Origin of the sequence: Pinisolibacter sp. (genome assembly GCF_036782435.1) — a bacterium.
Lineage (GTDB): Bacteria > Pseudomonadota > Alphaproteobacteria > Rhizobiales > Ancalomicrobiaceae > CALBKH01.
Genome location: NZ_DAIPZB010000002.1, coordinates 24,271 through 41,452, shown reverse-complemented (window position 1 = coordinate 41,452; position 17,182 = coordinate 24,271). Strand labels below are relative to the sequence as shown.

At 68.7% G+C, this 17,182-nt stretch carries 14 protein-coding genes; 2 read left to right on the top strand and 12 right to left on the bottom strand.

Annotated features, from left to right (window positions below; all coding sequences use genetic code 11):
• Nucleotides 1-14: 14 nt before the first annotated feature.
• Nucleotides 15-1,652, bottom strand: coding sequence for an ABC transporter substrate-binding protein (locus V7Q42_RS01100; RefSeq protein WP_333821798.1), 1,638 nt, complete (start codon nucleotides 1,650-1,652; stop codon nucleotides 15-17).
• Between the two features lie 251 nt (nucleotides 1,653-1,903).
• Here V7Q42_RS01100 and V7Q42_RS01095 point away from each other — a divergent pair, with 251 nt between their 5' ends.
• Complete coding sequence (locus V7Q42_RS01095; protein ID WP_333821797.1) at nucleotides 1,904-2,734, top strand: sugar phosphate isomerase/epimerase family protein; 831 nt, start codon at nucleotides 1,904-1,906, stop codon at nucleotides 2,732-2,734.
• 96 nt (nucleotides 2,735-2,830) lie between these two features.
• Here V7Q42_RS01095 and V7Q42_RS01090 read toward each other — a convergent pair whose 3' ends face one another.
• The 11 genes from V7Q42_RS01090 to V7Q42_RS01040 all read right to left on the bottom strand — a co-directional run bounded on the left by V7Q42_RS01090 (nucleotide 2,831) and on the right by V7Q42_RS01040 (nucleotide 15,632).
• The gene (locus tag V7Q42_RS01090; RefSeq protein ID WP_333821796.1) at nucleotides 2,831-4,450 is read right to left on the bottom strand and encodes an ABC transporter substrate-binding protein; all 1,620 of its coding nucleotides are present in this window, start codon (nucleotides 4,448-4,450) and stop codon (nucleotides 2,831-2,833) included.
• A 38-nt stretch (nucleotides 4,451-4,488) separates the two neighbouring features.
• Complete coding sequence (locus tag V7Q42_RS01085) at nucleotides 4,489-5,253, bottom strand: glycerophosphodiester phosphodiesterase (RefSeq protein WP_333821794.1); 765 nt, start codon at nucleotides 5,251-5,253, stop codon at nucleotides 4,489-4,491.
• Between the two features lie 7 nt (nucleotides 5,254-5,260).
• On the bottom strand, nucleotides 5,261-6,130 hold the full coding sequence (locus tag V7Q42_RS01080; RefSeq protein WP_333821791.1) for an ABC transporter permease: 870 nt from the start codon (nucleotides 6,128-6,130) through the stop codon (nucleotides 5,261-5,263).
• A complete protein-coding gene (locus V7Q42_RS01075) occupies nucleotides 6,127-7,074 on the bottom strand; it encodes an ABC transporter permease (RefSeq protein WP_333821789.1) in 948 nt (315 codons plus the stop codon). Before V7Q42_RS01075 ends, V7Q42_RS01080 begins: the two co-directional genes overlap by 4 nt.
• Nucleotides 7,075-7,148: 74 nt before the next feature.
• Nucleotides 7,149-9,056 (bottom strand): ABC transporter ATP-binding protein, encoded by a 1,908-nt coding sequence (locus V7Q42_RS01070; RefSeq protein ID WP_333821788.1) that lies wholly within the window; start codon nucleotides 9,054-9,056, stop codon nucleotides 7,149-7,151.
• The gene (locus tag V7Q42_RS01065; protein ID WP_333821787.1) at nucleotides 9,053-9,940 is read right to left on the bottom strand and encodes a metallophosphoesterase family protein; all 888 of its coding nucleotides are present in this window, start codon (nucleotides 9,938-9,940) and stop codon (nucleotides 9,053-9,055) included. Before V7Q42_RS01065 ends, V7Q42_RS01070 begins: the two co-directional genes overlap by 4 nt.
• A gap of 66 nt (nucleotides 9,941-10,006) precedes the next feature.
• Complete coding sequence (locus V7Q42_RS01060) at nucleotides 10,007-11,560, bottom strand: ABC transporter substrate-binding protein (protein ID WP_333821786.1); 1,554 nt, start codon at nucleotides 11,558-11,560, stop codon at nucleotides 10,007-10,009.
• 89 nt (nucleotides 11,561-11,649) lie between these two features.
• Nucleotides 11,650-12,546, bottom strand: coding sequence for an ABC transporter permease (locus V7Q42_RS01055; RefSeq protein WP_333821785.1), 897 nt, complete (start codon nucleotides 12,544-12,546; stop codon nucleotides 11,650-11,652).
• On the bottom strand, nucleotides 12,543-13,481 hold the full coding sequence (locus V7Q42_RS01050) for an ABC transporter permease (RefSeq protein ID WP_333821784.1): 939 nt from the start codon (nucleotides 13,479-13,481) through the stop codon (nucleotides 12,543-12,545). The genes V7Q42_RS01055 and V7Q42_RS01050 overlap by 4 nt, the downstream gene beginning before the upstream one ends.
• 143 nt (nucleotides 13,482-13,624) lie before the next feature.
• Entirely contained in the window at nucleotides 13,625-14,401 is a 777-nt protein-coding gene (gene phnF, locus V7Q42_RS01045) for a phosphonate metabolism transcriptional regulator PhnF (protein ID WP_333821783.1), read from the bottom strand.
• 274 nt (nucleotides 14,402-14,675) lie between these two features.
• A complete protein-coding gene (locus tag V7Q42_RS01040) occupies nucleotides 14,676-15,632 on the bottom strand; it encodes a LysR family transcriptional regulator (protein WP_333821782.1) in 957 nt (318 codons plus the stop codon).
• Nucleotides 15,633-15,805: 173 nt separating this feature from the next.
• On the opposite strand from V7Q42_RS01040, the gene V7Q42_RS01035 reads away from it, so the two are divergent.
• Nucleotides 15,806-17,161 carry an amidase gene (locus V7Q42_RS01035; RefSeq protein ID WP_333821780.1) on the top strand — a complete coding sequence of 452 codons (1,356 nt, stop codon included), beginning with the start codon at nucleotides 15,806-15,808 and terminating at the stop codon, nucleotides 17,159-17,161.
• The last annotated feature ends 21 nt before the right edge of the window (nucleotides 17,162-17,182 follow it).

Genomic DNA, 17,182 nt, shown 5'->3' with positions numbered 1-17,182 from the left:
GAGCCGTGTCTCGATCACATCGCGAAGTTGCCGGCGCGGAAGTCCATCGCGAAGGCCGGCGAGGCCTTCCACCGGATCGACTTCGGCTTCGCCGTGAACGTCGCGTTCTGGTGCAGCACCGTGTAGGCGGGATCTTCGCGCTCGCAGATCTCGAGCATGCGACGGAAGGCTTTGCGGCGGGTGTCGTGATCGGTCGAGGTCTCCATCACCTCGGCCATCTTGTTGGCCTCGTCGTTCGACCACTCGCCGATCTGCTGCTGCTGACCGTTGGGGCCGTGCTGGTTGACGATCGAGGAGACCGGATCGTTGAAGGGTGCGGAATTCGACCAGTCGCGCACGGCGCGGGTCGGGGTGCGCTCCATGATCTGGGTCCAGTTCTCCTTGCTCTCGATCTCGACGTTGAGACCGGCCGCCTTCCACATCTCGACCAGGATCTGCGCCGTCGCGACCTGGTTGGTGTAGTAGTTGTTGAGCAGGCGATAGGGGATCGGATCGCCCTTGTAGCCCGACTGCTCGACGAGATCGGCGGCGAGCGCGAGATCGAACTTCGGCACGTCCCAATCGGCGACGAACATGCCGTCGTAATAGGGCCACTGCAGACCCTTCGGCACCACCGTGCGACCGGCCCACAGGCTGTCGACGATCGCCTGACGGTCGATCGCATGGGTCATGGCGCGACGCACCCGCGGGTCGGCGAGCTGCGGGTGGTGCTTGTCGAAGACGGTCAGGCGATGGTTCAGGATGGTGCCGCCCTGGACCTCGAAGCTGGCGTTCTTCTCGATGCCGACGATCTGGTCCGGCGGAATGTCGCAGGCGAACTGATACTGGCCGGAGAGGAGGCCGTTGACGCGGCTCGCCACCTCCGGGACCTCGACGAAGCGGATGCGCTTCAAGGGCGGGCGTCCACCCCAATAATCGTCGTGCGCCTCGAGGATCAGGTGAGCGTCCGGCTTGAACTCGACCACCGCATAGGGGCCGGTGGTGATCGGCTTGCGGGCCCAGTCGAGGTAGCTGGGGCTGTCCTCCCAGCCCTTGCGGCTCATGATCTCCGAGCCGTAGCGCGACAGACGGCCTTCGAGTGTGACGTCCGGCGTCGCATTGACGAAGCGCACCGTATACCTGTCGATCGCGTCGACGCGGATCAGGTCGGGCCAGGCGCGGCGGGCCGTGGCGGGAACTTCGACCGGCAACTCCTTGCCCGGACGCGGCATCGGAATGTTCTCGAAGGCCTGGAGCGTGGAGCGCTTCTTCGCCTCGGTGTTGGCGAACATGCGCTCGCGCGAAAAGGTGAAGACCACGTCGTCCGCGGTCATCTCCGCGCCGTTGTGGAACTTCACGCCGGGACGCAGGGTCAGTTCGACGGTCTGCGCGTCGATGCGCTTCCACGCCGTCGCCAGCATCGGGATCTGCTTCAGCCCACCGAGCCAGTCGCGCCCGATCAGCCCCTCCCAGAGATGCGAAAAGAAGATCCGCTCGCCGACGTTCGACTGCTCGCGCAGCACGTCGAGGGTGTTGGAGTTGGTGATCTTCTGCACCGCGATGGTGATCGACGGACGATTGTCGCCCTGAGCGATGGCGAAGCGCGGCAGGATCAGCGAGCCGGCACCCGCGGCGCCGAGACGGAGGACCGAACGACGGGTCGACGAATACATGCACTCACCTCCGAAGAAACATTGACGTCGAAGCTTTTCGGGCGAAAAACATTTCACCACGGTGCGGACAGTGTGTTTCGATAGGATCGCGGCACGAATAAGCGATGACGTTCGTCTTGCATTTCGATGACGCCGCGGCGCGCGGAGGGCACGGATCGGCTGTTCGGTCGGATATGGTCTTCCGTCATCGATCCGATACGAAGATTTCGCAGAAGTGGCTCCTCCTTCCAAAATCCGAGGATTCCTCCCCGATGACCGCCGCTTCCCGCCCCCTGCCGCTGCTCGGCGCCGCCCTCTCCCTCGACATGGTCGAGCTGCATCGCGACTGGCTGTTCGAACGTGATCGTGACCTCGAGCTGCAGGACTTCTTCGAGGCGAGCGTGCTCGACGGCGACTGGCGCGACCGTGCCGAGCGGGCGAAGCGCGTGCTCTCCGGTTGGAACGGCCGGCTCGGCATCCACGGCCCGTTCTGGGGCTTCAAGATCGACAGCGAGGATCCCGAGATCCGTGCCGTGGTGACCAGCCGCCTGTTGCAGGGGCTCGAGGCCGCCGAGGCGATCGGGGCGACGCAGATGGTGATCCACTCGCCCTTCACCACCTGGGACGCCAACAACCTCGACTACAATCGACGTGGTCGCGAGAGCCTCTTCGAGCGTACCCACCTGACGCTCGCGGCGGTGGTGAAGCGGGCCGAGGAGATCGGCTGCACGCTGGTGATGGAGAACATCGAGGACAAGGACCCCGACGACCGCGTCGAACTGGTGAAGTCCTTCGCCAGCGAAGCGGTCCGGGTCTCCCTCGATGTCGGCCACGCGCTCTATGCGCATCGCTCCACCGGCGCCCCGCCGGTCGATTACTACGTCCGCGCCGCCGGCTCGCTCCTCCACCACGTCCACGTCCAGGACGCCGACGGTCACGCCGACCGCCACTGGCTGCCGGGGGAGGGCCTGATGCTGTGGCCTTCCTTCTTCAAGGCGGTCGCCGATTGGTGCGAGACCCCGCGTCTGCTGATCGAGGTCAAGGATCAGCCCCGGCTGATGAAGGGTGCCGCCCATCTGGTCGGCCTCGGCCTCGCCGAGTGAGCGTCCCGGCGCGACCCGGGTCCGTGACGGCTCGCCGGCCGGTTCAGAAATGAGTGGGACCCCGCCGCGTGGCGGGGTCCTCGCGTTTCGTCCCGATCAACCGGGGAAGGTCAGATTGTCCGGCCCGAGGTCCATGAAATAGAAGGTGGTCGGCCGCCAACCGATCGAGCGGCGGATCGCGTAGGCCTCGAACGGCTGGTAGAGGATGGTGCCGGGCGCCTCGCCCTCCCACTCGTCGAGCATGTGGGCGAAAAGCTCTTTGCGTTTCGCCGGTTCCGTCTCCGCCTCGAGCGCGCGGCCGTAGCGGTTGAACGCGGCGGCGGAGTCCGGCGCCCAGTATCTGGCGGCCTGCGCCTCGCCGCCCGGACCCCAGGCGATCCACAGGGCGCCGAGCGGATCGGGCAGGCGGGTCGAGTTCGACCAGTTGAAGATCTGCGCGCCGGTGCCGCGCATCTGGTCGGAGGTCTCGACCACCTGCAGGTCGGCGGCGATGCCCACCGCTTTCCACATCTCGACCAGGATCTGCGCCGCTTCGAGCGCATTGGTATAGTAGTTGGCCTGGGTGCGGTAGACGATCTTCTCGCCCTTGTAGCCCGCCTCCTTCAGGAGGGCGCGGGCGAGGTCGGGATCATGGACGAGCTTGCGCCCCTCGACGTACATGTCGCCGTATTCCGGATAGTTGTGGCTCGCCGGAACCTCCGCCTTGCCGAGCCAGAGGGTGTCGACCAGCTTCTTCCGATCGATGGCGGCGGCGAGCGCCCGGCGGATGCGCTCGTCGGCGAGGACGGGATCGCGGTTGTCGAAGACGAGCACGTGGGAATTGGCCAGCACCACCGATCGCACGTCGATGTCGGGATAACGCCCGACCGTCTCCACCTGATCCGGCGGCACGTTGGTGATGAGGTCGAACTCGCCGGCGACGAGACCGGCGACGCGCGCCGCGAGTTCCGGCACCGCCTTGAAGATCACCTTTTCGGCGGTCGGGCGGCCGAGGAAATGGTCGTCGAAGGCGGCGAGCACGGTGGCGTCGTTCTGCGCGTGCGACACCACCCGATAGGGTCCCGTGGCGATCGGGCGCTTGGAATAGGCTTCGAAGCCCATCTCCTCGTAGGCGCGCTTGTTGACGATCCAGGCGCACCAGGAGGCGAGCCGCTGCTCCAGCAGCACGTCCGGCACGCGGGTGCGGAAGCGCACGGTGTAACGATCGATCGGGTCGCAGCCGGCGAGAATGCCGAAATAGGGCCGGCCGGCCGGAATCTGCGGTTTCTCGCCCCACAGGCGTCCGTTGCGGAAGGTGTAGGCGACGTCTTCGGACGTCAGTTCGTCACCGTTGTGGAACTTCACGCCCTGGCGCAGCGTGATGATCAGCTCGCTCGGACTCACCCGCTTCCACTCGCTGGCGAGATGCGGCTTCAGCTTCGATCCGCCGCCGTCGGGGGAGCCGAGGAAATCACGACGGATGAGCGTGTCGAAGATCGAATAGGTGACGCGGGTGCCGACGTTGGAGAGCTCCCGCGCCGGTTCGAGGGTCGGCGGTAGGCCGGCGACGGCGACGGTGAAGGTCGGCCGTGCCGCCGCGGCGCTCGGGGCCGCGAACCCGGCGAGGGCGAAGGGGGCGACGGCCGAACCGGCGAGGAACCGGCGGCGATCGATGGCGACGTCGATGGGGAACATGGTCTGCGTCTCCTCGGGAACGAAGGGAAGAGGCTGCATCATCGGGCCCGGCCTCCGCCGGAGCCGGATCGGTGGCGGTCTCACGGACCGATCGGCGCGGTGACCGGACGGCGGCCGTCGCGCAGCGAGAGAGCGACGATCGGATCGTCGAGCATGACGGCGTCGATGCCGTCGCCGATCAGGCGAGCGAGGTCGGCGGCGGCGATCGCCCCGACCTCCGTGGGGGTCGGTCGGCCGGCCATCACCAGGACCGACAGGCCGAGCCGGTGAAGCCGATCGATCGCGGCGGCGGCGGCATCGTGCTGCCAGAGGCGCGCCCAACGCGCTCCGCATTCGGCGAGCGCCGGATGGTCCGCGACATCGGCGAAGAGGCCGACGAGGGGCGCGCCCGGCGCCGTCCGGGCGACGGTCTCGGCGGCGGTGAGCGAGCGGACGCCGAAGGCGATCCGGCCATCGCCGAGCCGGTCGACGAGCGACGCGACGACCGGTTCGAGGACCGCCGGTTCGGTGAGCTTGGTGTCGAGGAGGAGGCCGCGGTCGCGAGACCGGGCGAGGTCGATCATCGCCGCGATGGTCGGCATGTCCGGCTTCACCCGCCGCGCTGCCGTGAGATCGAGATCGGCGATGCGGCGCGGGTCACCTGCGACACGGGCGAAGTCGGCATCGTGGAGCGCCACCGCGATACTGTCGCGGGTCACCCGGAGATCGGTCTCGACGAAATCGACCCCGAGGGCGAAGGCGGCCGCGGCGCCGGCGAGGGTGTTCTCGGGCGCACCGCCGCCGAGGCCGCGATGGGCGCCGATGACGAGCTTCGTGGGCGGATCGATCCAAAGGGAACGGGTCACGGCGTCCTCATCGGGCGGGGTCGACGGTCGGATCGAGGCGGTCGCGCAGCCAATCGCCGAAGAGGCTCATGGCGAGCGTCGTCAGGAAGATGACGACGCCGGGCAGCACCGCGATCCACCACGCGTTGAGCAGGTAGCGGCGGCCTTCGCCGAGCATCAGGCCGAGCGAGGTGCCGGGCGGCTGGACGCCGAGCCCGAGGAACGACAGCGACGTCTCCAGCAGGATGGTGCCCGGGAAGTTCAGCGTCGCCTGGACCACCAGCGAGGCGAGGATGTTGGGCAGCAGATGGCGGAAGACGATACGGCTCGACCGCGCCCCGAGTTGTTCGACGGCGCGGATGTAGTCGGACGCCTGCTCCGAGACCGCGAGCCCGCGGGCGAGGCGGGCGTAGCGCTCCCACCCCTCGAGGCTGACCAACACCACGAAGAGCAGGATGTGGTTGCCGAAGAAGGCGAGGAAGGTGATGGCGATGAACAGCGACGGCAGCGCCGTCTGCATGTCGGTCGCCATCATCGCCGCCATGTCGACGAGGCCGCGCATCCGCCCGGCGGCGAGGCCGACGAGCGTGCCGAAGACGGCGCCGATCAGCGTGCCGAGGAAGGCGATGAGGATCGAGGTGCGGACCGCGTAGACGAGCCGCGAGACCATGTCGCGGCCGAGGTGGTCGGTGCCGAGCAGATGCCGCGCGTCGCCACCGGCGAGAAAGGCCGGCGGGCGGAAGCGGGCGGCGAGGTCCTGCGTCGTATAGTGGGTCGGGGCGAGGAGATCGGCGGCGAGGGCCACGATCACCATCGCGGCGAGCCAACCGATACAGACGATCACCGTCGGCGGAAGGGTGGCGGTGCGCGCCGTCGTGGACGATGCGGCGAGGCTCATCGGCCGCTCCCCAGGGTGCGCGCCAGATCGACCTTGGGGTCGACCAGCGCATGGAGGACGTCGACCGCCAGATTGGCGGCGACGATGATCGCGGTGACGGTCAGGATCACCGCCTGGACCACCGGCAGGTCGCGCAGCGCGACGGAATCGACGAGGAGCCGCCCGAGCCCCGGCCAGGCGAAGATCGTCTCGGTGACGACGGCGCCCGAAAGGGTGAGGCCGATCTCGATGCCGAGGAACATCAGCAGCGGGATCGCCGCATTGGGCAGCGCATGGCGAACGACGACGGCGATGCGGCCGAGCCCCTTGGCGCGCGCCGCCCGGACGAAGGGGCGACCCATCACCTCGAGCGTCGCGGTGCGGGCGAAGCGGGCGATCCGCCCGGCGAGCGGCAGGGCGAGCGTCACCGACGGCAGGATCAGATGCCACGGCGTCGTGGCTCCCGACGACGGCAGGATCCGCAGATGCAGGACGAAGAACAGGATGAACAGGATGCCGAGGAAGAACACCGGCATCGAATATCCGAGCACGGCGACGCCCATCAGGCCGCGGTCGAGCGCCGTGCCGTGGCGCAACGCGGCGGCGACGCCGATCGTCAGGCCCACGACCAGGGCCAACGACAACGCCGTCCCGCCGAGCAACAGCGTGCGCGGCAGAGCCTCGACGACCGCGTCGAAGGCCGGGCCACCGTCGGCGAACGAACGGCCGAAATCACCCTCGCCGATGCGTGCGAGCCAGGTCGCGTATTGTATCGGGATGGGGCGGTCGAGCCCCCAGGCGGCCCGGTATTCGGCACGGACGTCCGGCGGCGTCTCTGCCGGCAACAACTGTTCGGACGGATCGCCGGCGGCGCGCAGCGCCACGAAGACGACGGTCACGCAGAGCAGCAACGTGACCGCGGCGCGAACCGCACGCAGGGCGATGGCGAGGAGAGTCGACGGCATTCGGCGGCCTCCGGCGTACCGGCCGGGGAGGAGGGACGCGGTGGCTCCATCGGAGCGACACCGCATCGGTTCGGTTACTCTGTGGCGGGCTCGTGCATCGTCGCGATGACACCGAAGGCGGATTCGCGCCCGATCGGGCCGACCGTCTCGGTCGCGGCAGCCGCATTCGGAAGCGATGACCTTGCGGGCTCGGAGCGATCGTCGACGCCGACCGACCGGCGGACGAAGCGACCGCGTCCCACTTCGACCATCGCCGTCGCCGGCGAACGCCAGCCGACCGGGCGGATCGGGCTCGCCAGATCGGTGGTGTCCGCGGTGCGATCACCCGGGCGGCGGCGCGGGTCGGCGACCGGAACCGCGGCGATCAGGCGGCGAGTGTAGTCGTGGCGGGGGTCGCCGAGCACGGTCGCGGTCGGGCCGATCTCGACGATCTCGCCGCGGTACATGACGGCGACGCGGTGGGCGACCTGCTCGATCACCGCCATGTCGTGCGAGATGAAGAGATAGGCGACGCCGAGATCGCGTTGCAGCTCGCGCATCAGCTCGATCACCTGGGCGCGGACCGAGACGTCGAGCGCCGAGACCGGCTCGTCGGCGACGATCACCTTCGGCCCGAGCGACAAGGCCCGAGCGATGGCGAGGCGCTGCCGTTGGCCGCCGGAGAACTGGTGCGGATAGCGGTCGAGATGGGCGGGCTCCAGCCCGACCCGCAGCATCAGTCGTTCGGCGACGGCGCGCCGTGCGTCGCGGTTCATCGACGGCTCGAGCACGGCGAGCGGTTCGGTGACCGAGGCGAAGGCGGTGAGACGCGGATTGAGCGAGGCGTAGGGATCCTGGAAGATCATCTGCACATCGCGACGCATCGCCCGCAACGCCGCGCCGGTGAGCCCGGAGACGTCGCGACCGGCGATCCGCACCCGGCCGGCGGTCGGTTCGATCAGCCGCATCAGCGCCCGCCCGGTGGTCGACTTGCCGCAGCCCGACTCGCCGACGAGCCCGAGCGTCTCACCCGGTCGCAGCGTGAACGAGACGTCGGTCACCGCATGGACGTCGCCGGCGTGGCGGCGCAGAACGCCGCGCCGGACCGGAAAGCGCCGGACGAGACCCTCGACCTCGAGCACGGGAGCGGCGTTCGACGGGGCGGGACGCCGATGGGCCGTGCCGAGGCGCGGTACGGCCGCGAGCAGCGCCATCGAATAGGGATGGTTCGGGGCGGCGAAGAAAGCGCCGACCTCGGCCTCCTCCGCCTTCTCGCCGTCGCGCATCACCACGACGCGGTCGGCGATCTCGGCGACCACCGCGAGATCGTGGGTGATGAACAACACCGCCATGCCGATCTCGCGCTGCAACTCGCGGATCAGGGTCAGGATCTCGGCCTGGATGGTGACGTCGAGAGCGGTGGTCGGTTCGTCGGCGACGAGCAGCGCCGGCCGGCAGGCGAGCGCCATGGCGATCATCACCCGCTGACGCATGCCGCCCGAGAGTTCGTGCGGATACTGGGTCAGACGGCGCCGCGCGTCGGCGATCCGCACCCGCTCCAGCATCCCGATGGCACGCTGCGCCGCCTCGGCGCGGCTCAGCCCCTGATGCAGGACGAAGGTCTCGGCCAACTGGTCACCGATGGTGAAGACCGGATTGAGCGAGGTCATCGGCTCCTGGAAGATCATGGCGATGCGATCGCCACGGATCCGACGCAGGGTGCGTTCGTCGACGCGGGTGAGATCGCGGACCTCGCGGCCCCCGGCGTGGAAGCGGATACGGCCGCCGGTCACCGTGCCGCCCTCGCGGCCGATCAGACCCATGATCGACAGCGCCGTCACCGACTTGCCCGATCCGCTTTCGCCGACGATCGCCACCGTCTCGCCGGCGCCGATCGAGAAAGAGAGGGACTTCACCGCCTGCACGGTGGCGCGATCGGAGCGGAACTCGACCGAGAGGTTCTCGACCTCGATCAGCGGCGGGCGGGACGTCTCGGCCGTCATTCCGCCGCCTCCTCGACCCTTCGCGCGGCGAGCCGCAGGCGATGTTCGGGGTGATCGGCGAAGCGCGGCAAAGGCGGCACCCAGCGCCGTCCGGCGCGCTCCGCGGTCGTCTCGAAGACGAAAGGATCGCGGCCGAAGACCCGCCAGAGGATGCTGTCGGAAAGCTCGAGGAGCCCCCAGGCCGCGGCGGGTTCGGGGTGGCAGGTGAAGGTCTCGGTCAAGGACTGCAGCGTCAGATGCGGGATGCCGTCGACCACCGTCGCGGTGTTCCAGTGGACGTGGCCGGCGATCCACACGATCGGTACCCGAGCGGCGCGAAGAACCGCGCGGACCCGATCGGCGCCGGGGTAGGTCGCCGCGTCCGGGTTTGCGGAGAACCAGTAGTTGCCTTCCTGCGAATGTCCGGAGATCGGCACGTGACTGACGATCGCCAGCGGCCGGTCGGTTTCCGTCACGATGCGGGCCAGAGCGAGCAGGTCGTATTCGGTGAGGAGGAACCCACCCGGTCGGCGGATCAGGCTGTCGGCGCGCCACAGCACCACCCGCCAGTCGCCGACGTCGACCACCTCGTGCGCCATCGTCTGCCCGAACAGCCGCTCGTTGTCGGCGATCGAGAGATGGTCGCGATCGTGGTTGCCGGGGATGTGCAGGACGGGGACGGCGAAGCCGCGGAACGCCTCCGCCACCTCCGCCTCGAGGGCGAGATCGATCTCGCGCGAGACGTCGGAGATGCGGTCACCGAGGTCGAGGACCAGATCCGGTTTCGCCTCCGCGACGAAGCGGCGGAACTCGTCGAGGAGCGGCAGCGCCGCGGTTCCCTTCTTGGTGAAGGTGTCGGCGCCGTGATGGACGTCGGTGACGACGGCGAGGCGAACGCTGGTCATGGGGCATCTCCTGCGACGACGGGACGAGCCCGGCGCGGACGCCGGGCTCGTCGGGCGATGGGATCGTCACTTGGCCGAGACGGACTCGGCGCGGAAGTCGAGCACGTAGGGAATGTGGCCGGGCTGGGGCTTCCACCCGAGCGACTTGCGCATGCCGTAGGACTCGTAGGGCTGGTAGAGCGGCAGCACCGGCGGGTCGTCGGCGATCCGCTCCATCAGTTCGGCATAGGCCTTCTTGCGATCCTCGACCGCGGTCGAGTAGCGGAAGCGCTCCCACGCCGCGGCATAGGCCTCGTTCGGCTCGAACCGGCCCTCGGTGAACGAGGCGGCCTTGGGCGCCCACATGGTGCCGAAGGATCCGACCGGATCGGGGAAGTACATCGGGTTCGACCAGTTGCGCGACATCATCGTCGGGTCGGCGCCGGACCACTTCTCGTCGACGTTGATCTGCATCTTGACGCCGATCGCCGCCCACATCTCCTGGATCGCCTGGGCGGCGAGGAGACCGTTGGTGTAATAGGCGGCCTGGGTGTCGAAGCGGATCGGGGTGCCGTCGTAACCGGAGGCGGCGACCAGCTTCCTGGCCTCCGCCGGATCGTAGCGGAAGGTCTTCAGCTCCGGCATGTAGAGCGGGCCGTACTGCGGATAGGTGTGGGTCGAGGGCACCACCGCCTTGCCGTTCCACAGCGCCTGATTGAGCGTCTCGCGGTCGATCGCCAGCGACAGCGCCTTGCGCAGGTCCTTGGTCATCTTCGGGTGCTGGGTGTTGAAGATGACGACGTGGAAGAGCGGCGTCACCATGCCTTCGACCTTGAGCTTGGCGTCGCTCTCGATCTGGGCGATCTGATCCGGCGGCACGTTGGTGATCAGGTCGACCTCGCCGTTCTTCAGCGCGGTGATGCGGGCCGAAAGCTCGGGGATGCGGGTCAGCACCACCTTTTCGTAGGGCGCCTTGTCACCCCAGAAGCCGTCGAAGCGTTGCCACACCAGCTTCTGGTTGGGGACGTATTCGGTGACCTTGTAGGGACCGGTGCCGACCGGCTTGAGACCGAAGGCCTCGAAGTCGCCGGCTTCGGCGACGTTCGGATCGCCGGTCAGCGCCATCACGTATTTCTTCGGCACGATCATCAGTTGCTGGATGTTGAGCAGCGTCTCGAACAGCGGCTCCGGCTTCGCCGTGGTGATGCGGATCGTCTCCTCGTCGATCTTCTCGACCTTGTCGAAGTTGGGGACGAAGTCGCGCTTGCGGATCAGGTAGGGGGCGAAGTCGGTGTGGATGATGCGGTCGATGGTGAAGACCACGTCGTCGGCGGTCAGCGGATCGCCGTTGTGGAACTTCACCCCCTGCCGCAGCTTCAGCTCCATCACGTTGGGCGCGATCAGCTTCCACGAGGTGGCGAGACCCGGCTTCCACACGCTCTCCGGACGGGTGTGGTCCTTCTCGAGCAGCGTGTCGAAGACGTTGTAATACTGCTGCGAACCGACGTTGGAGTGGTCGCGGCCCGGATCGATGTAGGGCGACATGTTCTGCACGCCGACCGTCAGGGTCTGGGCGGCGGCCGGGACGACCGCGGCGCAGACGGCCGCGGCGATGGCGCCGGGGAGCGAGAAGCGGATCATGGATCGAGGTCTCCGTTCGAAGCGGGCCGGATCTGCGGCACCGATGGGATCGGGCGACCGGCGGATCCCCGCCGGTGGCGAGGGCGATGTCATCTTTCGCGCAGGCGCACGTCGAAGCGGTCGCGCAGCGCATCGCCGACCAGCATCACCACCAGGGCGACGAGGACGATGACGACGGCGGGAGCGGCCACCACCCAGGGGGCGGATGCCATGTAGTCGCGGCCCTGGCCGACCATCGACCCGAGGGTCGCGGTCGGCGGCTGGACGCCGAGGCCGAGGAAGGAGAGGGAACTCTCGAGCAGGATCAGGTTCGAGACGTTCAGCGTGAACATCACGATCACCGGCGAGACGATGTTCGGCGCCATGTGGACGAGCGCGATGCGCAGCCCCCCGGCCCCCGAGGCGCGCGCCGCCTCGACATAGGGCAGGTTGCGCAGGGCCAACACCTGAGCCCGGATCAGCCGGGCGAAATGCGCCCAGTAGGCGAGGCCGAGGACGACGATCAGCACCAGCATGTCGGTGCCGGCGAGCGCGATCACCAGGAGCGCCACCAGCACGAAGGGCAAGGAGATGACGAGATCGACGAAGCCCATGGCGAGATCGTCGACGATCCCGCCGACGAGGCCGGAGATCGTTCCGACCACCGCGCCGAGCGCCAGCCCGACCACCGCGCCGAACAGCGCCAGCGCCAGGGTGAGCCTCAGACCGTGCAGGGTGCGCGACAGGATGTCCCGACCGAGCTGATCGGTGCCGAGCCAGTAGCCCACCCTCGCGCCGTCGAAGCCCACCGGCGGGCGCAATCGGGCGAGCAGCTTCTGCTGATCCGGATCGAAGGGCGAGAGGAGCGGCGCAGCGATCGCCAGCACCAACAGGGCCAGGGCGAGCAGGCCCGCCACGACGAGCACCGGGTCGCGTCGCAGCGTCGCGGAGATGCGACGCGAGATCGATGGCAGCGGCGCGATCGCCGCGGCGGACGCCTCGCTCATGCGATCCCCCCGTCGGTACGACCGAAGCGGATGCGTGGGTCGATCGCCGCATAGGCGAGATCGACCAGAAGATTGATCGCCACCACGGCGCAGGCGATGGCGAGCACGCCGAATTGCAGAACCGGATAGTCGCGGCGCAGCGTCGCATGGATGAGGAGATCGCCGACGCCGTGCCAGGCGAAGACCGTTTCCACGACGATCGCGCCGGCGACCAGCGAGGTCATCTGCAACCCCAGCACGGTGATGACCGGGATCAGCGCATTGCGCAGACCGTGTTTGAAGATCACCACCCGCTCGGGCAGGCCCTTGGCCCGTGCCGTCCGCATGTAGTCCTGCGACAGCACGTCGAGCATGGCGTTGCGGGTGTAGCGGACGAGCGCGGCGACGAAGAAGGCGGAGAGCGCGATCGTCGGCATCACGTAGTGGAGGAGCGTCCCCGACCCGGAACTGGGAAGCCAGTGCAGCGTGTAGGAGAAGATGAGCAACATCAGGATGGCGAGGACGAAGTTGGGCACCGCGTAGCCGAGGAAGGCGGCGAGCAGTGCCACGCCCCCCACCGCAGTGCGGCGTCTGAGCGCGGTGAAGATGCCGACCGGAATGCCGACGACGATCGTGACGGCGAGTGTGGCGACGAGCAGCGACAGGCTCTGCCACAGGCGATCGGCGAAGATCTCGGCGACCGGACGGCGCTCGACCAGCCCGAGGCCGAAATTGCCCTCGAACATCGCGCGCCAGAACAGTTCGAACTGGACGAGGACCGGCCGGTCGAGCCCCCAATAGGCGATCATCTCCCGTCGCCCGTCGGCGTCGAGCCCTTCCGGCATGATGTAGTCGACCGGATTGCCCGAGAGCCGCACCGCGAAGAACACGGCCGAAACGATGACGACCAGGGTCACCGTCATGCGCAGCAATCGGCCTGCGAGGAATTCGATCATGGCGGTCTCGATGTCGTCGGACGTTCGGCCTGTCTAGGATGACTAGACAAGCTGACGGAGCGATGACATCGACGGCGAAGGATATCGCTCGGCCCGCGGCTCGGCCTTTCGGGGCGGCGCCGGACCACGCGAAGCGAGGCGGATCAGGTATCGATGCGCAGCGTCAGGCTTCCCGGCGGCAACACCGCGATGCCGAAGAGGATCGGCCGTCCGTCCGGATCGGCATCGACATAGGACATGATCATGACGGGCGTATCGTTGCCGATGTCGAGCGCGGTGGCTTCGACGTCGCGCGGCATGCGGCAGTCGATCCAGGTCGAGGTGCGGAAGAACCGCGGCACGCCATGGGCGGCGATCGCCGTGGTGAAACTGCGGGTCCGGGCGAAGGTCTCGTCGATGCCGGCGAAGCGTGCCGCATCGAAGCTGTGATAGCCGTAGCCGACGATGCGCGGCGTCGCGCTGCGCACCGATTCCACGACGATCAGGTCGTGCCCCGGCTCGAGCCCGAGGAGTTCGGCGACGCGCCCCTGGGCGGTGCGGCGATGCGAAGCGACGAGATGACCGGACGCCGCGGCGGCGAACCGCTCCTCGATCTCGCTCCATTTGGAATCGCGCGTGATCGGGTATTCCGCCGGCCGCTCGGCGACGAAGACGCCGGCGCCGCGGCGCGCCACCACCAGACCATGCGCAGCGAGACTGGCGAAGGCGGCGCGCACCGTGTGGCGATTGACGCTCCACCGTTGTGCCAGGTCGTGTTCCGACGGCAACCGACTTCCCGGTCCGATCAGACCGGAGCGGATCTCGTGTTCGAGTTCCATGCGGATCGAATGCCACATCGGCATCCGGCCGCGTTGGGCGGGCGAACCGGTGGTCTCTCGTTCCGACGGTTGTGACCGGGGCGTCGGGAGATGATCGATCACGCTTCTTTCCTCGACGCGATGCTTGCGAACTTGCAGCGGGCCGCCGTCGAGCGCATCGAACGGGTGTCGCACTTCGAAGACCCTCGAGGCGCCGATCTTATCCGAATGCGCCGGTCGTGCTTCCAAAAGAAAATCGGGCGGCGTTCACCATGTGACGTGTGAATCGATGCGATGGTTCGACCCCACCAGGGAGTGGGCCCCGAAGGTGGACGGGGGCGATCTGAGGAATTGACCCGGGCGTCGGGCTTTCGAAGGGTGAAAGCCATGAAGAGCCTCAGATGTCGAACAGCCGTGCCTCGACCTCGGGTGTCGCGACCGCGAAGCGCGAGGGCCCGAGATCGCGGAAGAAGCCCTGCATCTCGGCGATGAAGTCGGACAGGAAGCGCGGTTTGCGGGCGCCGTAAGGGTCGACGACGACGAGGGCCGGCGGCGGCAGCGGATCGGCGATGGGGCGGCGCACCAGATGGGGCGCGTCGCCCATCACCGGCGAGATCGGCCGCATGTTCAGAACCGCGATGCCGAAGCCCGCGGCGACGGCCGCGCGCACCGTCTCGTAGGACCGGGTGCGGAAGCCGATGCGGCGGCCGAGGCCCGACATGTCGAAGATGGTCGAGAGATAGGCGCCGGTCTGAGGCAGGTCGAGCAGGATCATCGGCCGGTCGGCGATCGCGGCGAGCGGCACGGCGGGAAGCGCGGCCAAGGGATCGTCCGCGCGCACCAGGACATGGGCCGGCATGCGACAGATCCGCGTCACCTCGCCGGAGAACGGCGGGCCCATCTCGTAGGTCACGGCCGCGTCGACGTGGCCGGTGTCGAGCCAGTCGCGCAGCCGATGCTGATCGGCCTCGAGCAGGTTGATGTCGATCGGCCCGGTGCGCGCGATCAGCCGCTTCAGGACCTCGGGCAGGAACAGCGGGCCGAAGGGCTCGAAGCAGCCGATGCGGATGGTGCGGGGCGGACCATCGGCGAGCGCGCCGATCTCGCGGACGAACTCGGTCTCGGCGGCGACGAGGCCGCGCGCGGCGGCGACGAAGCGCTCTCCGGCCGGCGTCGTCTGCATGCCCTTGGAGGGGCGGCGGATGAACATCTCCGCGCCGATGTCGGCCTCGGCGATGTCGATCGCCGCGAGGATCGACGATTGGGAAATGCCCAATTCGCGGCTCGCCGCCTGGATCGACCCGAGCCGGGCGACCTCGACGACGTAACGAACCTGGCGGACGGTGAGGGTCATTCATTCATCCATGAAATGTGTGATTGGCGTCAAAATAATACATTTTATGATCTCGAACGAGCCCCGCATGATTGCCTTCGGATAGAGCAGCGACAGCGATCGCCGCTTTTTCGAGCAGGGGGTTTGGCATGCCTTCGTCACGATCGTTCGTTCTTCCCGACGAAGGCCCCCGCGTGGCGGCGCTCGGCCGCGCCTTCGCGGCCGGCGCGCTGTCGCCGGTCGAGGTGACGCGGGCGGCGCTCGACCGGGCCGAGGCGATCGACCCTGCGCTCAACGCCTTCGTATCGATCGATCGGGCCGGGGCGCTCGCGGCGGCGCAAGCCTCCGAAGCGCGTTGGCGGGCGGGCGCGCCGCTGTCGCCGATCGACGGGATCCCGACCACGCTCAAGGACATCGTCTGGGTCGAGGGCTGGTCGGTGCGCTACGGGAGCCGCACCACCTCGGACACTCCTTTCGCCGAAGACGCCCCCGCCGTCGCGCGGATGCGGGCCGCCGGCGCGGTCTTCATCGGGCTCACCACCTCGCCGGAATTCGGCTGGAAGGCGGTGACCGACAGCCGCGCCCACGGCATCACCCGCAATCCCTGGAACCCCGACCTCACCTCCGGCGGCTCGTCGGGCGGGGCGGCGGTCGCGGCGGCGGCGGGTGCCGGCGTTCTGCATCTCGGCACCGACGGCGGCGGCTCGATACGTGTGCCGGCGGCCTTCTGCGGCATCGCCGGGCTGAAGCCGACCTTCGGGCGCGTCCCGGCCTATCCGGCGTCCTCCTTCGGCACCGTCGCCCATCTCGGGCCGATGGCGCGCCATGCGGCCGATCTCGCGCCGATGCTCGCGGCGATGTCGGGGCGCGATCTCGCTGACTGGTCGCAAGGGGCGGGCGTGCTCGACGCGCTCGACGCGGCGCCCGAGGCGATCTGGCAGGGCGCGCGGGTCGGCGTCTGGTCGGCGCCGCCGTGCGGGGCGGTCGATCCGGCGGTCGCCGAGGCCTTTGTTGTTGCGATGCGGCGGTTGGAGGATCTCGGTGCGATCCTCGAGCCGATCGCGTTGCCGATGGCCGACCGGGTCACCGACATCTTCGAGAAGCACTGGTTCAGCGGTGCCGCCACCCGGCTGACCCTGGTGCCGGAGGCGTTGCGCGGCGACGTCGATCCCGGTTTCCTCGAGGTCGCGGCGGCGGGGGGCGCGATGAGCGCCGTCGATCTCGTCTCGGCGCAGGTGGCGCGCGCGGCCTTCGGCACGGAAATGGACCGGCTGCTCGCGCAGTACGACTTCGTGGTGTCGCCGGGGGCGGCCGTGGTGCCGTTCGGGGCGGGGCTCGAGGTGCCCGAGGGCAGCGGTCTCGCGCGCTGGCATCTCTGGGCCGGGTTCTCGTTCCCGATCAATCTCAGCCAACAACCGGCCGCCGCGGTGCCGACCACACCGACGGCGACGGAGCTCCCCACCTCGCTCCAGATCATCGGGGCGCGCGGGGCGGATGCCCGGGTGCTCGCCGCGGCGAGCGCCTTCGAGGCGGCGGGGGCGATGCCATGAAGCGCCCGGCCCGCAGCCTCG